The sequence below is a fragment of the Holophagales bacterium genome (assembly GCA_016719485.1).
In the GTDB taxonomy this organism is placed as follows: domain Bacteria; phylum Acidobacteriota; class Thermoanaerobaculia; order UBA5066; family UBA5066; genus UBA5066.
The window spans coordinates 63116-78856 of record JADJZB010000031.1; the positions used below are offsets into that span (position 1 = coordinate 63116).

16 protein-coding genes and 1 pseudogene are annotated in these 15741 nt (G+C 69.8%); 10 read left to right on the forward strand and 7 right to left on the reverse strand.

Going from position 1 to position 15741, the window contains the following annotated elements:
* The first annotated feature begins 43 nt into the window (after positions 1–43).
* The 8 genes from IPN03_23340 (at position 44) to hypE (ending at position 7804) form a co-directional block, all read left to right on the forward strand.
* Positions 44–1057, forward strand: coding sequence for a thiamine pyrophosphate-dependent dehydrogenase E1 component subunit alpha (locus tag IPN03_23340; GenBank protein MBK9376569.1), 1014 nt, complete (start codon positions 44–46; stop codon positions 1055–1057).
* A gap of 62 nt (positions 1058–1119) precedes the next feature.
* Entirely contained in the window at positions 1120–2043 is a 924-nt protein-coding gene (locus IPN03_23345) for an alpha-ketoacid dehydrogenase subunit beta (GenBank protein ID MBK9376570.1), read from the forward strand.
* Positions 2044–2073: 30 nt separating this feature from the next.
* Positions 2074–3564, forward strand: coding sequence for a 2-oxo acid dehydrogenase subunit E2 (locus IPN03_23350; GenBank protein MBK9376571.1), 1491 nt, complete (start codon positions 2074–2076; stop codon positions 3562–3564).
* A gap of 101 nt (positions 3565–3665) precedes the next feature.
* On the forward strand, positions 3666–4598 hold the full coding sequence (locus tag IPN03_23355; protein MBK9376572.1) for a class I SAM-dependent methyltransferase: 933 nt from the start codon (positions 3666–3668) through the stop codon (positions 4596–4598).
* A 23-nt stretch (positions 4599–4621) separates the two neighbouring features.
* The gene (gene lipB, locus IPN03_23360) at positions 4622–5329 is read left to right on the forward strand and encodes a lipoyl(octanoyl) transferase LipB (GenBank protein MBK9376573.1); all 708 of its coding nucleotides are present in this window, start codon (positions 4622–4624) and stop codon (positions 5327–5329) included.
* Between the two features lie 42 nt (positions 5330–5371).
* A complete protein-coding gene (locus IPN03_23365) occupies positions 5372–5638 on the forward strand; it encodes a HypC/HybG/HupF family hydrogenase formation chaperone (GenBank protein MBK9376574.1) in 267 nt (88 codons plus the stop codon).
* On the forward strand, positions 5635–6720 hold the full coding sequence (gene hypD / locus IPN03_23370; protein ID MBK9376575.1) for a hydrogenase formation protein HypD: 1086 nt from the start codon (positions 5635–5637) through the stop codon (positions 6718–6720). Before IPN03_23365 ends, hypD begins: the two co-directional genes overlap by 4 nt.
* 16 nt (positions 6721–6736) lie before the next feature.
* Positions 6737–7804 carry a hydrogenase expression/formation protein HypE gene (gene hypE / locus IPN03_23375; GenBank protein ID MBK9376576.1) on the forward strand — a complete coding sequence of 356 codons (1068 nt, stop codon included), beginning with the start codon at positions 6737–6739 and terminating at the stop codon, positions 7802–7804.
* Positions 7805–7820: 16 nt separating this feature from the next.
* Here hypE and IPN03_23380 read toward each other — a convergent pair whose 3' ends face one another.
* The 3 genes from IPN03_23380 to IPN03_23390 form a co-directional block, all read right to left on the reverse strand.
* Positions 7821–8447 (reverse strand): MarR family transcriptional regulator, encoded by a 627-nt coding sequence (locus tag IPN03_23380; GenBank protein ID MBK9376577.1) that lies wholly within the window; start codon positions 8445–8447, stop codon positions 7821–7823.
* A gap of 54 nt (positions 8448–8501) precedes the next feature.
* On the reverse strand, positions 8502–9230 hold the full coding sequence (locus IPN03_23385) for a hypothetical protein (protein ID MBK9376578.1): 729 nt from the start codon (positions 9228–9230) through the stop codon (positions 8502–8504).
* Positions 9231–9307: 77 nt separating this feature from the next.
* Positions 9308–10039: a hypothetical protein gene (locus IPN03_23390; GenBank protein MBK9376579.1), complete on the reverse strand. Its 732-nt coding sequence runs from the start codon at positions 10037–10039 to the stop codon at positions 9308–9310.
* A 135-nt stretch (positions 10040–10174) separates the two neighbouring features.
* Here IPN03_23390 and IPN03_23395 point away from each other — a divergent pair, with 135 nt between their 5' ends.
* Positions 10175–11107 (forward strand): TlpA family protein disulfide reductase, encoded by a 933-nt coding sequence (locus IPN03_23395; protein MBK9376580.1) that lies wholly within the window; start codon positions 10175–10177, stop codon positions 11105–11107.
* Between the two features lie 73 nt (positions 11108–11180).
* Here IPN03_23395 and IPN03_23400 read toward each other — a convergent pair whose 3' ends face one another.
* The 3 genes and pseudogenes from IPN03_23400 to IPN03_23410 all read right to left on the reverse strand — a co-directional run bounded on the left by IPN03_23400 (position 11181) and on the right by IPN03_23410 (position 14348).
* Complete coding sequence (locus tag IPN03_23400) at positions 11181–11762, reverse strand: response regulator (protein ID MBK9376581.1); 582 nt, start codon at positions 11760–11762, stop codon at positions 11181–11183.
* Positions 11763–11821: 59 nt separating this feature from the next.
* A complete protein-coding gene (locus IPN03_23405; GenBank protein ID MBK9376582.1) occupies positions 11822–13342 on the reverse strand; it encodes a tryptophanase in 1521 nt (506 codons plus the stop codon).
* A 355-nt stretch (positions 13343–13697) separates the two neighbouring features.
* Positions 13698–14348 (reverse strand): annotated as a pseudogene (locus IPN03_23410) (hypothetical protein).
* A 258-nt stretch (positions 14349–14606) separates the two neighbouring features.
* Here IPN03_23410 and IPN03_23415 point away from each other — a divergent pair.
* Positions 14607–15116 (forward strand): Lrp/AsnC family transcriptional regulator, encoded by a 510-nt coding sequence (locus IPN03_23415; GenBank protein MBK9376583.1) that lies wholly within the window; start codon positions 14607–14609, stop codon positions 15114–15116.
* A gap of 21 nt (positions 15117–15137) precedes the next feature.
* On the opposite strand, the gene IPN03_23420 is transcribed toward IPN03_23415, so the two are convergent.
* Complete coding sequence (locus IPN03_23420; GenBank protein ID MBK9376584.1) at positions 15138–15716, reverse strand: hypothetical protein; 579 nt, start codon at positions 15714–15716, stop codon at positions 15138–15140.
* Between the last annotated feature and the right edge of the window lie 25 nt (positions 15717–15741).

The window sequence follows — 15741 nt, forward strand, 5'->3', positions numbered from 1 at the left end:
GAACCGGTGCCGATAATGACGAGTTGGGCCTCCGCCCGACGCCATGACCACCTCTCCCGAACAGCAGAAGACCCTCTACCGGCACCTCCTTCTCACCCGCCTCCTCGAGGAGCGGATGGTGAGCCTCTACCGGCAGGGGAAGATGACCGGGGGGCTGTTCCGGTGCCTGGGGCAGGAGGCGACGGCCGTCGGGACGGCGTTCGCGCTGGAGGAGGGAGACCTCCTCGTTCCGATCATCCGCGACCTGGGCGCGACCCTGGTGCGCGGTGCGCGGCCCGTCGACATCCTCCGGCAGGTGATGACGAAGGCCGACGCCCCGGCGAGGGGCCGCGACGGGTTCCTGCACTTCTGCCTGCCGGAGAAGGGGCTCTACTCCGCGATCGCGATGCTCGGGACGGCCGTTTCGGTGGTCGCCGGGATGGTCCTCGCGGACCGGTATCTCGGGAAGAGGACCGTCGGGATGACCTACCTCGGCGAGGGAGGGACCTCGACGGGCGCGTTCCACGAGGGGATCAACTTCGCCGCGGTTCAGAAGCTCCCTCTCGTCGTCGTGCTCGAGTTCAACCGCTACTCCTACTCGACGCCGTCCGAGATGCAGTGCGGCGCCGCCACCCTCGCCGACAAGGCCGCCGGCTACGGCGTCGCGAGCGCGATCGTGGACGGGAACGACGTCCTCGCCGTCGTCGAGGCGGCCCGGCGCGCCGTGGCATGGGCGCGCGCGGGAAACGGCCCGTTCCTCCTCGAGTGCAAGACGTACCGCCGGAAGGGGCACGCCGAGCACGACGGGCAGGCCTACGTCGACGCGGAGGAGCTGGCCGAGTGGACGCGGCGCGACCCGATCGCCCGGTTCGAGCGGCACCTCGACGCGGCCGGCGTGATGGACGCCGCGGCGCGGGAGGCCGTGAGGGCTGACATCGACGCGGAGCTGGACGCCGCCGTGGCCGAGGCCGAGGCCTCCCCCGCACCGGTCCCCGACCCCGAGTTCCGGGGCGTGAGAGCCGACGAGGAAGCCGCCGTGAGGCGGCGGGCGGAGACGTTCGTCGGAGGGCTCCGTTGAGCGGCCGAACGGACCACGAGGTCACCTACGTCGACGCGATCCGGATCGCCCTCGCGGAGGAAATGGATCGCGACGAGCGGGTGATCCTCCTCGGCGAGGACATCGGCGTCTACGGCGGCGCGTTCAAGGCGACGGCGGGCCTTCTCGAGCGATTCGGTCCGCAGCGAGTCATCGACACGCCCGTGGTCGAGGAGGCGATCGTCGGCGCGGCCATCGGCGCCTCATTGAGGGGCCTGCGCCCCGTCGTCGAGATGCAGTTCTTCGACTTCGCCGCGCGGGCGTTCGACATGATCACGAACTTCGCGGCGAAGCACCGCTACCGGACCGGCCTCGGCGTCCCGATCGTCATCCGCGGGCCGTCGGGCGCCGGCGTCCACGCGGGGCCGTTCCACTCCCAGAGCCCCGAGGGGTACTTCGCCCGGACACCCGGTCTCGCGGTCGTCGTTCCCTCGACCGCCGCCGACGCCCGCGGCCTCCTCAAGGCGGCGATCCGCGACGAGGACCCGGTCCTCTTCCTCGAGCACAAGCTCCTCTACCGGCGGGCGAAGGAAGTCCTTCCTGAAGGCGACGGCGTCGTCCCCCTCGGGAAGGCGGCCGTCCGGCGCACCGGCCGCGACCTGACGATCGTGACCTACGGGGCGATGGTCCCGCTCGCCCTCGACGCGGCTGCAGAGCTCGCGAAAGGGGGAATCGAGGCCGAGGTCATAGACCTGCGCACCCTTCTCCCGATGGACGAGGAGACGGTCGTCGCGTCGGTGAAGAAGACGTCGAGGGCTCTCCTCCTCCACGAGGACGCCCGGACGCTCGGGATCGGGGCCGAGATCGCCGCCACGCTCGCGGAGAAGGCCTTCGAGTGGCTCGACGCGCCGGTCCTCCGCGTGACCGCCCCCGACACCCCGATACCCTTCGCCCCGAGCCTCGAGGCGGCGTATCTGCCCGGCCTCTCCACCCTTCTCGCCGCCGCGCGTAGACTCGCGGCGTACTGACCCGATGAAAGACTGACGGAGAATCGGACCATGCCGACGAACGTGATCATGCCGCAGATGGGCGAGTCGATCGCCGAGGGAACCCTGACCCGCTGGATGAAGAAGATCGGCGACAGCGTCAAGCGCGACGAGCCGCTCTTCGAGATCTCGACCGACAAGGTCGACGCCGAGATTCCTTCCCCTTCCGCCGGCGTTCTCCTCGAGATCCTCGTTCCGGAGGGGACGACCGTTCCGATCAACACCGTCGTCGCGAAGATCGGCGAGGCGGGCGAGGCGACGGCGGCCGCGCCCCCTGCGGAGGCGGCAGCCGGTCCCGCTCCTGCACCGGCCCCCGCGGCCGAGGCTCCCGTCCCCGTGGCCGCGCCCGTCGCCGCTCCCGCTCCGGCCCCGGCCCCGGCCGCCCTCGTCGTGATGCCGCCGCCCGCGTCCACGGCTCCCCCGGCGGCCCCTCACTTCACGACCCCGCCCCAGGAAGGGGAAACGAAGGAAGACCTCCAGAAGCGCCGCTCTTCGCCGGTGGTGCGGGTCATCGCCGAGGAGAAGGGTGTCGACCTGGCGCAGGTTCCCGGCACGGGCATCTCCGGTCGCGTGACGAAGTCGGACCTCACCGCGTTCCTCGAGGCCGGAGGCACACCCGCTCCCGCTCCCGCTCCCGCGGCCGCGGCCACCGCGCATTCGCCGGCTCCGGCCCCGGCCACCGTCGCAGTCCCTGCCGCGCCCGTCGCCCCGGTCGCAGCGGCGGCTCCTCCCGTTCCGGCCGCCCCCACCAGGCCCACGCCCGCCATTCCCGTCATTGCCTTCCCCGCCGGCGCGAACGTGTCGGTCGAGGCGATGTCGCCGATGCGCAAGAAGATCGCCCAGCGGATGGTCGAGTCGAAGGCGACCTCGGCCCACGTCGCCACCGTGTTCGAAGTCGACTACACGGCCATCGCGAAGCTGCGCGAGAAGGTGAAGGACCGCTTCGCAGCCCAGTACGGGACGAAGCTTTCCTACATGCCCTTCATCTTCAAGGCGGTCATCGCCGGCCTGAAGGCTCGGCCCTCCGTCAACGCGTCGGTCTCGGGCGACGACATCGTCTACCACCGCGACATCAACCTCGGCGTGGCCGTCTCGCTCGACTGGGGCCTCATCGTCCCGGTCATCAAGAACGCCGACGATCTTTCGCTCGTCGGCCTGGCCCGCGCCGCCAACGACCTCGCCGGCCGGGCGCGGACGAAGAAGCTCCTCCCCGACGACGTGCAGGGAGGCACCTTCACCATCACGAACCCTGGCGTCTACGGCTCCCTTTTCGGCACGCCGATCATCAACCAGCCGCAGGTGGCCATCCTGAACATCGGGACGATCGAGAAGCGGGCGAAGGTCGTCGAGCTGCCCGACGGCACCGACACCATCGCCGTCCGGACGATGGGCTACCTGGCTCTCTCGTTCGACCACCGGCTCGTCGACGGCGCCGAGGCCGACGCGTTCATGGGCGTCGTCAAGGCCACGCTCGAGAGCGGGAGCTTCCCGGAGATCGATTGACTTGAGGACGGCCTCGCACGGCCGCGGGAAACGGGAACGGGGGGCCTCCGGGCTCCCCGTTCTCGTTCCGGCAGCACGGAAGCCGCGGTGACGGGAGGCGCGTGAGGGGATTCGCAGGAACGACCTACGACGAGGTGCCCTACCTGGCCGCCTCGTTCGCGCACACGCATCCGGAGGTCCTGGCGGCAACGGCCCTCAGGTGCGGACTCGAACCGCCCCCTCTCGCCGGCGCCCGCGTCCTCGAGCTGGGCTGCGGCCGCGGCGCGAACCTCGTCCCCATGGCCTGGACCATGCCCGACGCCGCGTTCGTCGGCATCGACCTCTCCCAGAAGCAGATCCAGGAAGCAAAGGCCACGGCCGCGGAGGCTGGAACGGCGAACGCCACGTTTCACGCAATGGACCTTCGCGACCTCGACGAGAGCTTCGGCCGGTTCGACTACGTCATCGGGCACGGCCTCTACTCGTGGGTCCCGCCCGACGTCCAGGAGGCGCTCCTCGAGGTCTGCGCGCAGCGGCTGTCGCCGAACGGCATCGTCTATCTCAGCTACAACACCTTCCCCGGCTGGCACCTCGGGCTCATGTTCCGGGAGATGATGCTCTTCCGGATCCGGAAGACCCCGGACCCCGCCGAGCGCCTCCGCCAGGTGCGGGAGCTCATGCGCTTCCTCGCAACTTCCGCGAAGGCCGAAGGGACCCTCTGGTCGATCCTCCTCGAGGAGCAGGCCTCGTACGTCGAGGAAGCGAAAGACTGGTACCTCCTCCACGACGACCTGGAGGCGGAGAACAACCCCGTTTATTTCTCGGAGATGGTCGAGCGTGTCGGAAGGCACGGCCTCCAGTACGTGGCGGAAGTGCGTCACGGGAGCCCGGACGAGACCCGGGCCCCGGAGGTCGACCAGACCCTCGACCGGCTCGCCACGAGCCGGATCGAGCGGGAGCAGTACCTCGACTTCCTCGACAACGGCCGGTTCCGGCGAAGCCTCTTCTGTCACGCCGGGCTCACTCTCGCTCCCGGACCGGTTCCCGGCTCCTGACGAGCTGCTACATTCCCGCCAGAATGCGCCGCGACCTCGACGTCGTCTCCCTCCTCCCGCTCGGACCGCGTCCCTACGACGACGTCGTCGCTCTCCAGCAGGACGCCCGGAACCGGGCGAAGGCGGGAGGGCGGGAAACCCTCTTCCTCCTCGAGCACCAGGACGTCATCACCGTGGGGAGGAACGCGGGGACCGGCGACCTCCACGTCCCCGCCGGCCGGCTCGAGAGCCTCGGCATCACCCTCCGCACGTCGGACCGCGGCGGGAAGCTGACGTTCCACGGGCCGGGCCAGCTCGTCGCCTACCCGATCCTCCGCCTCGAGGGAGGAGAGAGGGACGTCAAGCTCCTGGTGCGGCGCCTCGAGGAGGTCCTCATCCTCACGGCGGCCGATTTCGGCGTCGACGCCCGGAGAAGCGACGTCCCGGCACGGTGGTCGTCGGTGTGGGTGGGAAACGACAAGCTCGCCGCCATCGGCGTCCACCTCTCCGACTGGGTGACGACGCACGGCGTCGCCCTGAACGTCTCGACGCAGCTCGAGCGCTTCGACCTGTTCGTCCCGTGCGGCATCCCGGACGGCGGCGTGACGTCGCTCGAGCGGGCGCGTCCCGGACTTCCTCCGCCCTCCGTGGCCGAAGCGGCGGAGCGCTTCATCGTCCACTTCGCCTCTGTCTTCGACCGCGAGCCGCTCCGGACCACCTCCCCTGCCGTCGCGGCCACCACCGGCGCCTGATCGCCTCGCCCTATACTTCCCGCCTTCCCGAAGGGGGTCGCCATGTGCCTCGGTGTTCCCGGCCAGATCCTCCGCATCGACGAGAGCCCCGTCGGCATGACGATGGGGATCGTCAGCTTCGGCGGCGTGACGAAGGAGATCTGCCTCGCCTACGTTCCCGAGGCGGTGGTCGGCGACTACGTCCTCGTCCACGTCGGCTTCGCGATCTCGAAGATCGACGAGGAACACGCCAACGACATCTGGGCGGCGCTCGAGGAGATGGGCGAGCTCGGGGGCCCCGAGAGCCCGACGAAGGCCGACGCTTCGTGAAATTCGTCGACGAGTACCGCAGCGAGGCGGACGTCCGGAAGGTCGCCGACTCGATCCGCGCGCTCGTCACCCGTCCCTGGACCCTCATGGAGATCTGCGGCGGGCAGACCCACACGCTCATCAAGTACGGGCTCGACCGGATGCTCCCCGACCTCGTCACGCTCGTCCACGGGCCGGGCTGCCCCGTCTGCGTCACGCCGCTCGAGCTCATCGACCGGGCCGTCGCCATCGCCCGCCGCCCCGAGGTCACGTTCGCCTCGTTCGGCGACATGCTCCGCGTCCCCGGCTCCGAGCTCGACCTCCTCTCGGTGAAGGCCCGCGGCGGCGACGTGCGGATGCTCTACTCGCCGCTCGACGCGGTCCGCCTCGCGCAGAAGCTGCCGGAGAGGCAGGTCGTCTTCTTCGCCGTCGGCTTCGAGACGACGGCCCCGGCCATCGCCGGCGCGCTCCTCGAGGCGGAACGGCTCGACCTCCCGAACTTCTCGGTCCTCGTGTCGCACGTTCTCGTCCCGCCCGCGATGGAGGCGCTCCTTTCCTCACCGGCCTGCCTCGTGAAGGGGTTCCTCGCCGCGGGGCACGTCTGCACCGTCATGGGGACGCACGAGTACGACCCGATCGCGGAGAGATACCGGATCCCGATCGTCGTCACCGGATTCGAGCCGCTCGACCTGATGGTCGGCATCCGGATGACGCTCGCGGCCCTCGAGGAAGGGCGCCACGGCGTCGAGATCCAGTACTCCCGCTGCGTCACGCCCGGCGGCAACCTGCCCGCGCAGAAGCTCCTCTCGGAGGTCTTCGAGACGTGCGACAGGCCGTGGCGCGGCATCGGCGTCATCCCGAAGAGCGGCTACGCCCTGACCCCACGCTTCCTGAGGTTCGACGCGGCGAAGCGCTTCGACGTCGAGACCGTCACCGCAGAGGAGCCCGCGGTCTGCATCGCGGGATCGATCCTCCAGGGGCTCGCCAAGCCGCGCGACTGCGCCGCGTTCGGCAGGGAGTGCAGGCCCGAAAAGCCGCTCGGCGCGCCGATGGTCTCTTCCGAAGGGGCCTGCGCGGCCTACTACTCCTACGGCCGCGAGTGAGGATCGGGGGAGAGCGATGAGCGACGACCTCGGCGAGAAGCTCCTGGCGCTCTCCTGCCCCGTTCCCGTCTCCGACACCCCCAACATCCTCCTCGGGCACGGCGGCGGCGGCCGCCTCTCCCAGATGCTCGTCGAGAAGATGTTCGCGGCGTCGTTCGACAACGCCGCGCTCTCCGAGATGCACGACGGCGCGGTCCTGCCCGTCCCGGCCGGCCGGCTCGCCTTCTCGACCGACTCCTTCGTCGTCCGCCCCTACTTCTTCCCGGGCGGCGACATCGGCTCCCTCGCCGTCCACGGCACCGTGAACGACCTCGCGATGTGCGGGGCGCGGCCCCTCGCCCTCTCCTCGGCGCTCATCCTCGAGGAGGGGCTCCCGATGGAGGACCTCTGGCGGATCACCCGGTCGATGGCCGAGGCGGCGAAGGCCGCGGGCGTCTCCATCGTCACGGGCGACACGAAGGTCGTCGATCGCGGAAAGGGCGACGGCATCTTCGTCAACGTCTCCGGCGTCGGCCTCGTCCCGGACGGCATCGAGATCTCGCCGCGGAGGGCGAGGCCCGGCGACGTCATCCTCGTCTCCGGAGCGATCGCCCAGCACGGCATCGCGATCATGGCGCTGCGCGAAGGGCTCGAGTTCGGAACGACGGTCGAGACCGACTCCGCGCCGCTCCACGGAATGGTCGCGAGCCTCCTCGACGCCCTCGGCGGCGACGTCCACGTCCTGCGCGACCCGACCCGCGGCGGCGTCGCCTCGGTCCTCAACGAGATCGCGAAGGCCGCGGGGACCGGGGTGTCGATCACGGAGACCGCGTTCCCGATCGCCGAGGAGGTCCGCGGCGCCTGCGAGATCCTGGGGCTCGACCCTCTCTACGTCGCCAACGAGGGGAAGCTCCTCGCGTTCGTGGCCCGCGACCGTGCCGACCAGGCGCTCGCCCTGCTGCGCGCCCACCGCTACGGCGCGGAGGCGGCGATCGTCGGCGAGGTGACGGACGAGCACCCGGGGAGGGTCGTCCTGAAGAGCCGCGTCGGCGGCCGGCGCGTCGTCGACCTCCTGACGGGCGACCAGCTCCCGCGGATCTGCTAGCGGCCTCGCCGCGGTGTCACTCTTCGGCTGAGCGCGCCCGGGCGGGAAGAAGCGTCTGCTCGCGCTCTTCGCGCCGGGTGCAGAGCCCGCTGACCATCTCGTCGACCCTGGCCCTCGGCAGCGCCTTCGGACCGCTCCCGGGCCCCGCGCCGATCACGTGGGCATCCTCGAGGCACTCGTTCACCGAGCATCCCTCGCAGAGGTAATACTCGGTCCCGTCGGGAAGCTGAGGCTCCGTGGCGGCCACCAGCAGCTGTACGCCGCGGCCGGCTACGGTCTCCCTCGTCAGGAGGCCCGCCCCGACGAGGTCGTTGATCGCCCTGGAAATCGCGGTTCGCGTCCAGCCCATCTTGCCGAACTGCTCGGCCACCTCGGCCAGCGTGGAGGGGCCGCCGGCTCGCTGGAGGCCCCAGAGGACGGCGACGCGGGCTGAAGTGGTGGACAGGCCGGCGAGCTTCAGGACCTCGCGGAGGCGGAGCGTCTCGATGCGCGTCAGCTCGACTCCCCAGCGGGGTCCGTCGTTCGCTGGAGGGCGCGTCCGTCGCGTCGGCACGGCAGAGGTGTAACATGGGTTGTTTGCCCGGGCAAGCGCGCCCTGGGCGCCCTCGGCGCTTTTCACCCGTTCTTCGCAGATCGCCGCCATCGGTCTTCCCTTCGCGGCCGCCGTTCCCTGAGCCGGGAACCGACGCGGGCCGGTCTACTTCTTCTTCTCCACCCGATACCGCGCCGTCGCGAGGCCGGGATGAAGGGCTTCCAGGAACGCGAACATCTCCCGGGGCCTCGCGCTGTCCTTGCGCTGCCAGGCCGCGTCGCGGAAGCGAAACTCGGCGTCCGCGGTCTTCACGCCCCACTCGAAGCAGGCCTCGTCGGAGGAGGCGTCCTTCGGACAGACGAGGAAGTGCTCGCGGATCGCCGACGCCGCCAGGTCGAGGTTCTTCGTTGCGTCTCCCGTGGCGCGCCAGGACAGCGTCCCCCCCCGGAAGGAGAGGCTTCCCGGCTCCCAGGGATTCCGGAACAGGACGACGCCCGGGCTCCGCCGGACGAGGCCGTCCCACGCGAGCTCGGCCCCCGACGGCGGCGCGACGGGAGGCGCGGGCGGGGCGGCAGCCGCCGGCGGTGCCGTGGGCACCGCTCCGCGCGCCTCCCGGCCCTCGGTCTTCATCATCGCCTCGATGATCGACTCCGGGACCCCGGCCGCCTTGCACGCGATGATGTCGTCGGTCGACAGCCGGTAGACGACCGGCTCCCGTTCCACCTTCCTGAGGAGGAACTCCTCCGAGAGCCCCGCCTTCCAGAGCTTGACGACCTGCTCGAAGGGCTTCGTGTCCACCGCCGCGGCAGAACCGGCCTCCGTCACCGCGCCCCGGGGAACGGCCTCCTGTCCCGACGCCGGCCCCGCCAGAGCCAGTGCGACGACGAGAACCAAGCGTGGGGTCAGGTCTTGATTTTCCATTATAGGAACGTCCGCATTCGCGCCGCCTCGCGGGGTGCAGCCCTGCGCCGTCAGGGCGCCGGGGAGAGCTGGCGCATGAGCGCGGTCCACTCCTCGGGCGTCAGGATCCGTTGCAGCTCGCCCGAGGAGCCGACGAGCGCGTCGTCCGCCTTCACCTGGGTCTCCTCCAGCGTGTTCACGAGGTCGATGAATTCGTCGCGCCGGGAATCGTAGTTCTCGAGGAGCTTCCAGAACTTGTCGGTCGCTTTCAGGCGGGCCGACTCGTCCTTCTTCGCGGCCGCCGTCAGGGTCGCCGCGACCCCGTCCGCCTGCTTCAGGCGAGCCGGATCCGTCACGACGGACGGAAGCGCCTTCTGGACCCTGCCGGCCATGAGAGGAGGCAGCCCGGCGGGAGCGAAGTAGCCCTCGGGCCAGATCTGCGACCACTCCTTCTTCGACACGAAGTACCGCACCCGGAAGAGCGCGTCGACGGCCGCCATCGCGGCCTTCCGGCGGTCGTCCCTGAGCAGGCCGACGGAGAGCTGGCGTTCGCCCACGGACGAGGCCTGGCTGAAGAAGGCCTTCTTCACCTCTTCCGCCGACGCCTTCATGGCGTCGAGAGACGCCTGCCGCGTCGCGTCGTACTTTCGTCCGGCTTCCGACACGTTCCGGGCCCGCTCCGCCTCGGGGACGACGGCGGCCACTTTCTTCTCCCAGTCGCCCGGGAGGCCCTGCTGGGCGAGGGCGAGAGAGGAGCTTCCGAGTGCCAGGAGCGCGACGGCCAGGAGCGGCTTCATTCTCATCATTCGAGTATAGCGACCCTCCCGGAGCCCGGGGTCAGGTCTTGATTTTCTACTATAGAGCCCACCCCTCCACTGGCATGCCCCTCGCTACCCCGGCCCTGCCTGCCGATCAGGCAGATACCGAGGAGGTCGTCGATGCAACGTCGCCGAAATCTGTCCGTTCGCCTCCGGGTGGCCCTGGCCTCGCTCCTCTCCGTCGTCCCCGTCGCGGGCCCGGTGCGAGCCGCGGAGCTGGTCCAGGGCGTCCGTTCGAAGCTCTCCGCCGCCGACCTGTCGAGTGGAGAGGCCGCGGTCGAAGCCTACCGGCTCTCGAAGGGCGTCGATGCCGAGTACCTGAACGCCGTCGGCTGGCTCGCGCGCGGCGCCGAGATGCTCGGGAAGCGTGAGAAAGCGGCCGCGTGGGTCGGCGAGCTGCGGCGCGAGATCCGCGGGGAAGCCCCGGAGACGATCGTTCCCCTCGGCGCCGCGATCGAAGTCGAGGGAAAGCTGACTCTCGCCAGCGGAGGACGGGGCGCCGCGATCCGGTTTCTCGACGGCCAGCTGGCGCTCGCGAAGGACACTGCCCTCAGGTCGAGAATCCGGAAGAACCTCAACATCCTGACCCTCGAGGGTGAGCTGGCTCCCGAGATCCTCGGCGCAGAAACCCTCTCCGGCCCGCCGGTTCGGATCGCGGACCTCTCCGGCCGTCCCGTCCTTCTCTTCTTCTGGGCCAGCTGGTGCGGGGACTGCAAGGCCGAATCGGCCAAGCTCGCGCGCCTTCGCGAGAAGTACGCAAAGAGAGGCCTCGTTCTCGTGGCACCCACCCGGCTCTACGGCTCGGTCGAAGCGAAGAAGGACGCCACTCCCGCGGAAGAGAAGGCGCACGTCCGGAAGGTCTTCGCAGAAGCCTATCCGGGCCTCGAGGGCGTGAGCGTCCCCGTCGACACGGAGACGATGGTCCGCTACGGCGCCTCGGCGACTCCGACGTACGCCCTCGTCGACGAGAAGGGCCGTGTCCGTTTCTACGCTCCGACCCGGGTCGGCGAAGCCGAGCTGGAGCGCCTGATCGAGTCGGTTCTGTCGCAATAGGAAGTCGAACCGGTCGCCCCGCCTCGCGGGTTCCGGGCGGACCGGGGCTGGGGCGGTGCCGCGGTTCGGCCCATCAGGCCGCGGTCGCCGTCACCTGGCGTGCGTCCAGCATCTGCCGGACCCAGTCCACCAGGTTGTTTCCGAGCGCCTCCTTCGGCAGGCAGATGTTCGCCCCGGCGGAAAGGGCCGCCTGGCGCGACGCGTAGTCGTTCATCGTCATCGACTGAAAGACGATGATCGGGCGGCGCTCCGGCGGCTGAGCCGCCAGCTTCCTGCAGACGTCCGGCCCGGTGAGGCCCGGAAGGACTCCGTCCACCACGACCACGTCGAACAGCTCGTCGAGCCCGAGCCGCGCGCCCTCGGTGCCGTCCGCCGCCGTCAGGACCTCGAAGCCGATCTCCTCGAAAACCGCCTTGGTCAGCTTCCGGACGAACGAGGAATCGTCGATGACGAGCATTCTCCAACGCGCCTTGCTGGTTCCTTCGCTCGCCATTTCGTCTCCTGTCGAGTGGAACGCAAGCGTCGTGCCGCGTGGCGAATGACCGCGCACCGCCAGGACCACCGGCCCGAGCGACCATCCCGTGCCGGCGACCGTGTGCCTGGCGTGTCTCGCGACGTCTTCTGACACACGTCTCGCGGTCTCGAGACGATTCATCGCGCGGCCGCGCGGGCGGGGGGTCGGACCCCGCCCGCGCTTCGAAGGAGGAGGGAGGGTCAGGGCAGGGGCTCGAAGCGCCCCTGGAAGAAGCGCAGGGCCGGGGGCTCGTAGACGAACTTGAGGCCCTTGATCTCGTTGCGCCGCTCGTAGAGCCGCGCGATGCCGTCGGCGACGGCGCGCATGTGCTCGTTGGAGTAGACGCGCCGCGGAATCGTGAGCCGGACGAGCTCGAGCGCGGGGCGGTAGTTCTTCCCGTTCTTGTCCCGTCCCTTCGAGACGTTGCCGCGCTCCATGACGCGGACGCCCGTCTCGAGGTAGATCTCGCAGGCGAGGCGCTGGGCCGGGTACTCGTCCTGGTCGACGTGCGGCAGGAAGCGCTTCACGTCGACGAAGACCGCGTGGCTCCCCGTGGGGGCGACGACCGGCACGCCGGCTTCGACGAGCCGGGCCGCGAGCCAGGCGGCCTGCTCGACGCGGGTGCGGATGTAGCGGTCGTCGAGCATCTCCTCGACGCCGCGGGCCATCGCGGCGAGGTCGGCCGCGGGGAGGCCGCCGTCGTGGACGCCCCCCTCGTAGATCCGGAGCTTCTCCTCGGCGAGGCGCGCCCACTCGGCGTTGTCCTTGAAGGCGAGGAGGCCGCCGATGTTGATGAGGAAGTCCTTCTTCCCGGACACCGTGCAGCCGTCGCCGTGGGCCATCATCTCGCGCACGATGTCGCGGATCCGCGTGTCCGCGTAGCGCGGGTCGCGCTTCTGGATGAAGTAGGCGTTCTCGACGGCGCGCGTCGCGTCGAAGAGGACCGGGATCCCCTTCGGGCGGCAGTAGGCGTAGACCTCGCGGAGGTTGTCCATCGAGACCGGCTGGCCGCCGGCCATGTTCACGGAAAGCTCGAAGGAGATGTAGGCGACCTTGGCGGCGCCGTGCTCCCGCACGATGGCGTCGAGCTTCTTCATGTCGATGTTCCCCTTCCAGGGGAACTCGCTCTCGGGCTGGTGCGCCTCGTCCACGATGATGTCGACGAAGATGCCGCCCGGCAGCTCCTGGTGGGCCTTCGTCGTGGTGAAGTACATGTTCCCCGGGACGTACTGGCCGGGCTTGATGAGCACCTCGCTCTGGATGTGCTCGGCCGCGCGCCCCTGGTGCGTCGGGAGGATGTACTGGTAGCCGTAGATCTCCCGCATCGCGTCGACGAAGCGGTGGTACGCCTCGCTCGTCGCGGGGGTGGCGTTCGCGCCGTCGTAGGCGGCCCACTGCTCGGTCGACATCGCCGTCGTGCCCGAGTCGGTCAGGAGGTCGATCGTCACGTCGGCCGAGCGGAGGAGGAACGTGTTCCACCCCGCCTCGCGGACCGCCTTCTCGCGCTGCTCGCGGGTCGTCATCCCGATCGGCTCGACGGTGTGGATGACGAACGGGTAGCAGTCGAACTCGTAGGTGGCGAGGTCGGCGTAGACCGACCGGAAGCGGAGCTGGTCGTTCCAGGGGCTGTCCGCCTCGACGTCGAGGGGGGCGACCTTCTCGCGCTGGCGGAAGAGCGAGATGACGGCGTCGGCCACCTGGTCGAGCTGCCAGTTCGTCATCGCGAGGCGCGGGATCTGGACCGGGAGGAGGTGGTCGTGGCCCTTTCGCCCCGGGACGACCGTGCGGACGGCGGCCGACTGGTAGAGCGCGGCCGCGAGGGCCTGCTCGGGGAACGCGTCCGCCACGTGCGGCAGGAACTCGTCGGCCTTGATGTAGGCGCCGTCGCAGCCCCGCTCGAGGGGAACGCCCCCTTCGCGCAGGCGCGCCGTGAAGCGCTCCGTCTGGTGCATGACCCACTGGACCTCGTCCTCGGCGCACATCTCGGAGAGGCCGCGCGCGAAGACCTCCATCGTCCGCCCGGCCATGCCGCCGTACGTGTGGAGCCCCTCGTAGAGGACGACCTCGTTCATGAAGTGCTCGTGGTCGGCCGGGTTGTCCGGTGGCGAGGAGGCCGCCCGTGTTCGACTTCGGGTCCTGCGCGCCGTCGAGGAGGACGACGTGGGCCGTCTTGGCGATCTGCTTGACGATGTCGGCGATCGACCGCTCGGCCTGCCCCGCCTCGTGGCGCTGGATGTACCAGGCGTTCTCGATGACGCGGGAGACGTCGAGGACGAGGCGGAGGCCGTGCCGGTCGGCCGTGGCGCGGACGGCGCGGAGGTTCGCGAGGCTGAAGGGGTGCTGCCCGTCGGCGAAGGACTGGAGGAGGACGACGGCGGCCTTCTGCTGGGACAGCAGCGAATCGAGCTTCGGGACGTCGACGTTGCCGGTGAAGACGGGCTCGTAGCGGTCGCGGACGTCGGCGATCTCGATCGCGCGGGGCGTCCAGACGTCGACGCGGCCGATCGCGTTGCTCGGGACGAGCGAGCTCTTCGGGATGATCGTCGTGACGAGGAGCTTGATCGCCCCGAGGCTGTTGTGCGTCGGGCAGACGTAGGTGTGGCCGAGGACGCGGTTCACGGCGTCGACGAGCGTGTCGAAGTTGCGCGCCCCGGCGTAGGCCTCGTCGCCGACGAGCTGACCGGCGATCTGGTCCTGGCTCATCGCGCTCGTCCCGTACGAGAGCATGTCGAACGCGACCTGAGACGGCACCAGGTTGAACGTGTTGAAGTGCGCCCGGGAGAGGTTCCTCTTGCGCTCCTCGAGGGTCGGGAAGGAGATCAGCCGGACGGTCTTGATCTTGTGGGGTTCGTGGAGAGGTGTGGTGGGCGGCACGTCTCGTCCTCCTGTCACGGGGAATCGTAGTGACGGCGACCGTCCCGGAGAATTCCAAACGTAAGGCTTTCAGCAGATTCGTTTAACATATGGCAGGAGTTTTGTCAGAAAGTGCTTCCGACCAGTAAGCTCCTCGATGCGAAGGGCTGGGCCATTCTCCGGGAGCTCCAGCTCGACGCCCGACTCAGCTTTTCCGAGCTCGGCCGCCGGGTCGGCCTCTCGACCCCCGCCGTCGCCGAACGCGTGAGGAATCTCCAGTCGGCCGGCGTCATCACGGGCTATCGGGCCGACGTCGACCCGAAGAAGCTGGGCCTGCCGATCCTGGCCATCGTGCGCCTGAACGTCGTGGGCGACGTCCTCCCGCGCGTCACGACCCTCGTCCGGGGCCTGCCGGAGGTGATCGAGTGCCACCGGGGCACCGGCGGCGACTCGTTCACGATCAAGGCCGCCGTCGCGACGGTGGCCCACCTCGAGGCCCTCATCGACCGTCTCACCCCGTTCGGCACGACGTCGACGTCGATCGTCCTCTCCTCGCCCGTGGAGAGGCGGCTCATCGAGAAACCCGTTGCCGCCCCGGCCCGAACCGCGAAGGACGCGAAGACCGGCGGGCGCTCGGGCTGAGGTCTCCTGCGGCCTCCGCCCTCAGCCCTGGCGCCCCTCGACCGCGCAGAGCAGGAGGACGGCGGCCAGCCCCAGGCGCCGGTCGAGGAGCCCGGTCGGGTCCCGGGAGAAGTCCACCGTCAGCTTCAGGACGAACGGGTTGAAGTCCTGCCTCACGGTGGCGACCTTCTCCCCCATCACCTCGATGTCGAAACTCTGGGGAACGAGGTTCGTCAGGAACCGGCGCAGGAGCGCCAGGCCCATCGAGTCCTCGCGGACGAGGCCGATCTCCTGGTCGGCGGCGTCCCGGAGGACCCACTCGTCGCGCAGGAGCGACCGCATCCCTTTCCTCTGAATCGCACCGACTCTCTCCCCCGTCTGCGAGTCCGTCACGTCGTAGGTCGCGGAAATGTCGAGGACCTTCCGCGCGTGAATCGCCAGCAGCTCCTCCCTCATGTCCTCCCCCGTGAAGAGGCGGATGTCCTCCTTCAGACGGAACGCCTTGAGCTTGGAATAGAGGACGAGCCGGCCCTCAGCGTCGTAGAAGTGGAACGCGGCTCCGGCCAGCGTGAAGACCTTGCGACGGACGAGATAGGTCGTGCTCGAGAGACGCTCGTTCATGCCGGCTCCTTCGGAAACCGCGGCA

Bases quoted from the DNA above. Each gene is read 5' to 3' on its own strand.
- IPN03_23340 (MBK9376569.1), top strand. From the start codon at position 44: ATGACCACCTCTCCCGAACAGCAGAAGACCCTCTACCGGCACCTCCTT.
- IPN03_23345 (MBK9376570.1), top strand. From the start codon at position 1,120: ATGGATCGCGACGAGCGGGTGATCCTCCTCGGCGAGGACATCGGCGTC.
- IPN03_23350 (MBK9376571.1), top strand. From the start codon at position 2,074: ATGCCGACGAACGTGATCATGCCGCAGATGGGCGAGTCGATCGCCGAG.
- lipB (MBK9376573.1), top strand. From the start codon at position 4,622: ATGCGCCGCGACCTCGACGTCGTCTCCCTCCTCCCGCTCGGACCGCGT.
- IPN03_23365 (MBK9376574.1), top strand. From the start codon at position 5,372: ATGTGCCTCGGTGTTCCCGGCCAGATCCTCCGCATCGACGAGAGCCCC.
- hypE (MBK9376576.1), top strand. From the start codon at position 6,737: ATGAGCGACGACCTCGGCGAGAAGCTCCTGGCGCTCTCCTGCCCCGTT.
- IPN03_23380 (MBK9376577.1), bottom strand. From the start codon at position 8,447: ATGGCGGCGATCTGCGAAGAACGGGTGAAAAGCGCCGAGGGCGCCCAG.
- IPN03_23390 (MBK9376579.1), bottom strand. From the start codon at position 10,039: ATGAGAATGAAGCCGCTCCTGGCCGTCGCGCTCCTGGCACTCGGAAGC.
- IPN03_23395 (MBK9376580.1), top strand. From the start codon at position 10,175: ATGCAACGTCGCCGAAATCTGTCCGTTCGCCTCCGGGTGGCCCTGGCC.
- IPN03_23400 (MBK9376581.1), bottom strand. From the start codon at position 11,762: ATGAATCGTCTCGAGACCGCGAGACGTGTGTCAGAAGACGTCGCGAGA.
- IPN03_23405 (MBK9376582.1), bottom strand. From the start codon at position 13,342: ATGACGAACTGGCAGCTCGACCAGGTGGCCGACGCCGTCATCTCGCTC.
- IPN03_23420 (MBK9376584.1), bottom strand. From the start codon at position 15,716: ATGAACGAGCGTCTCTCGAGCACGACCTATCTCGTCCGTCGCAAGGTC.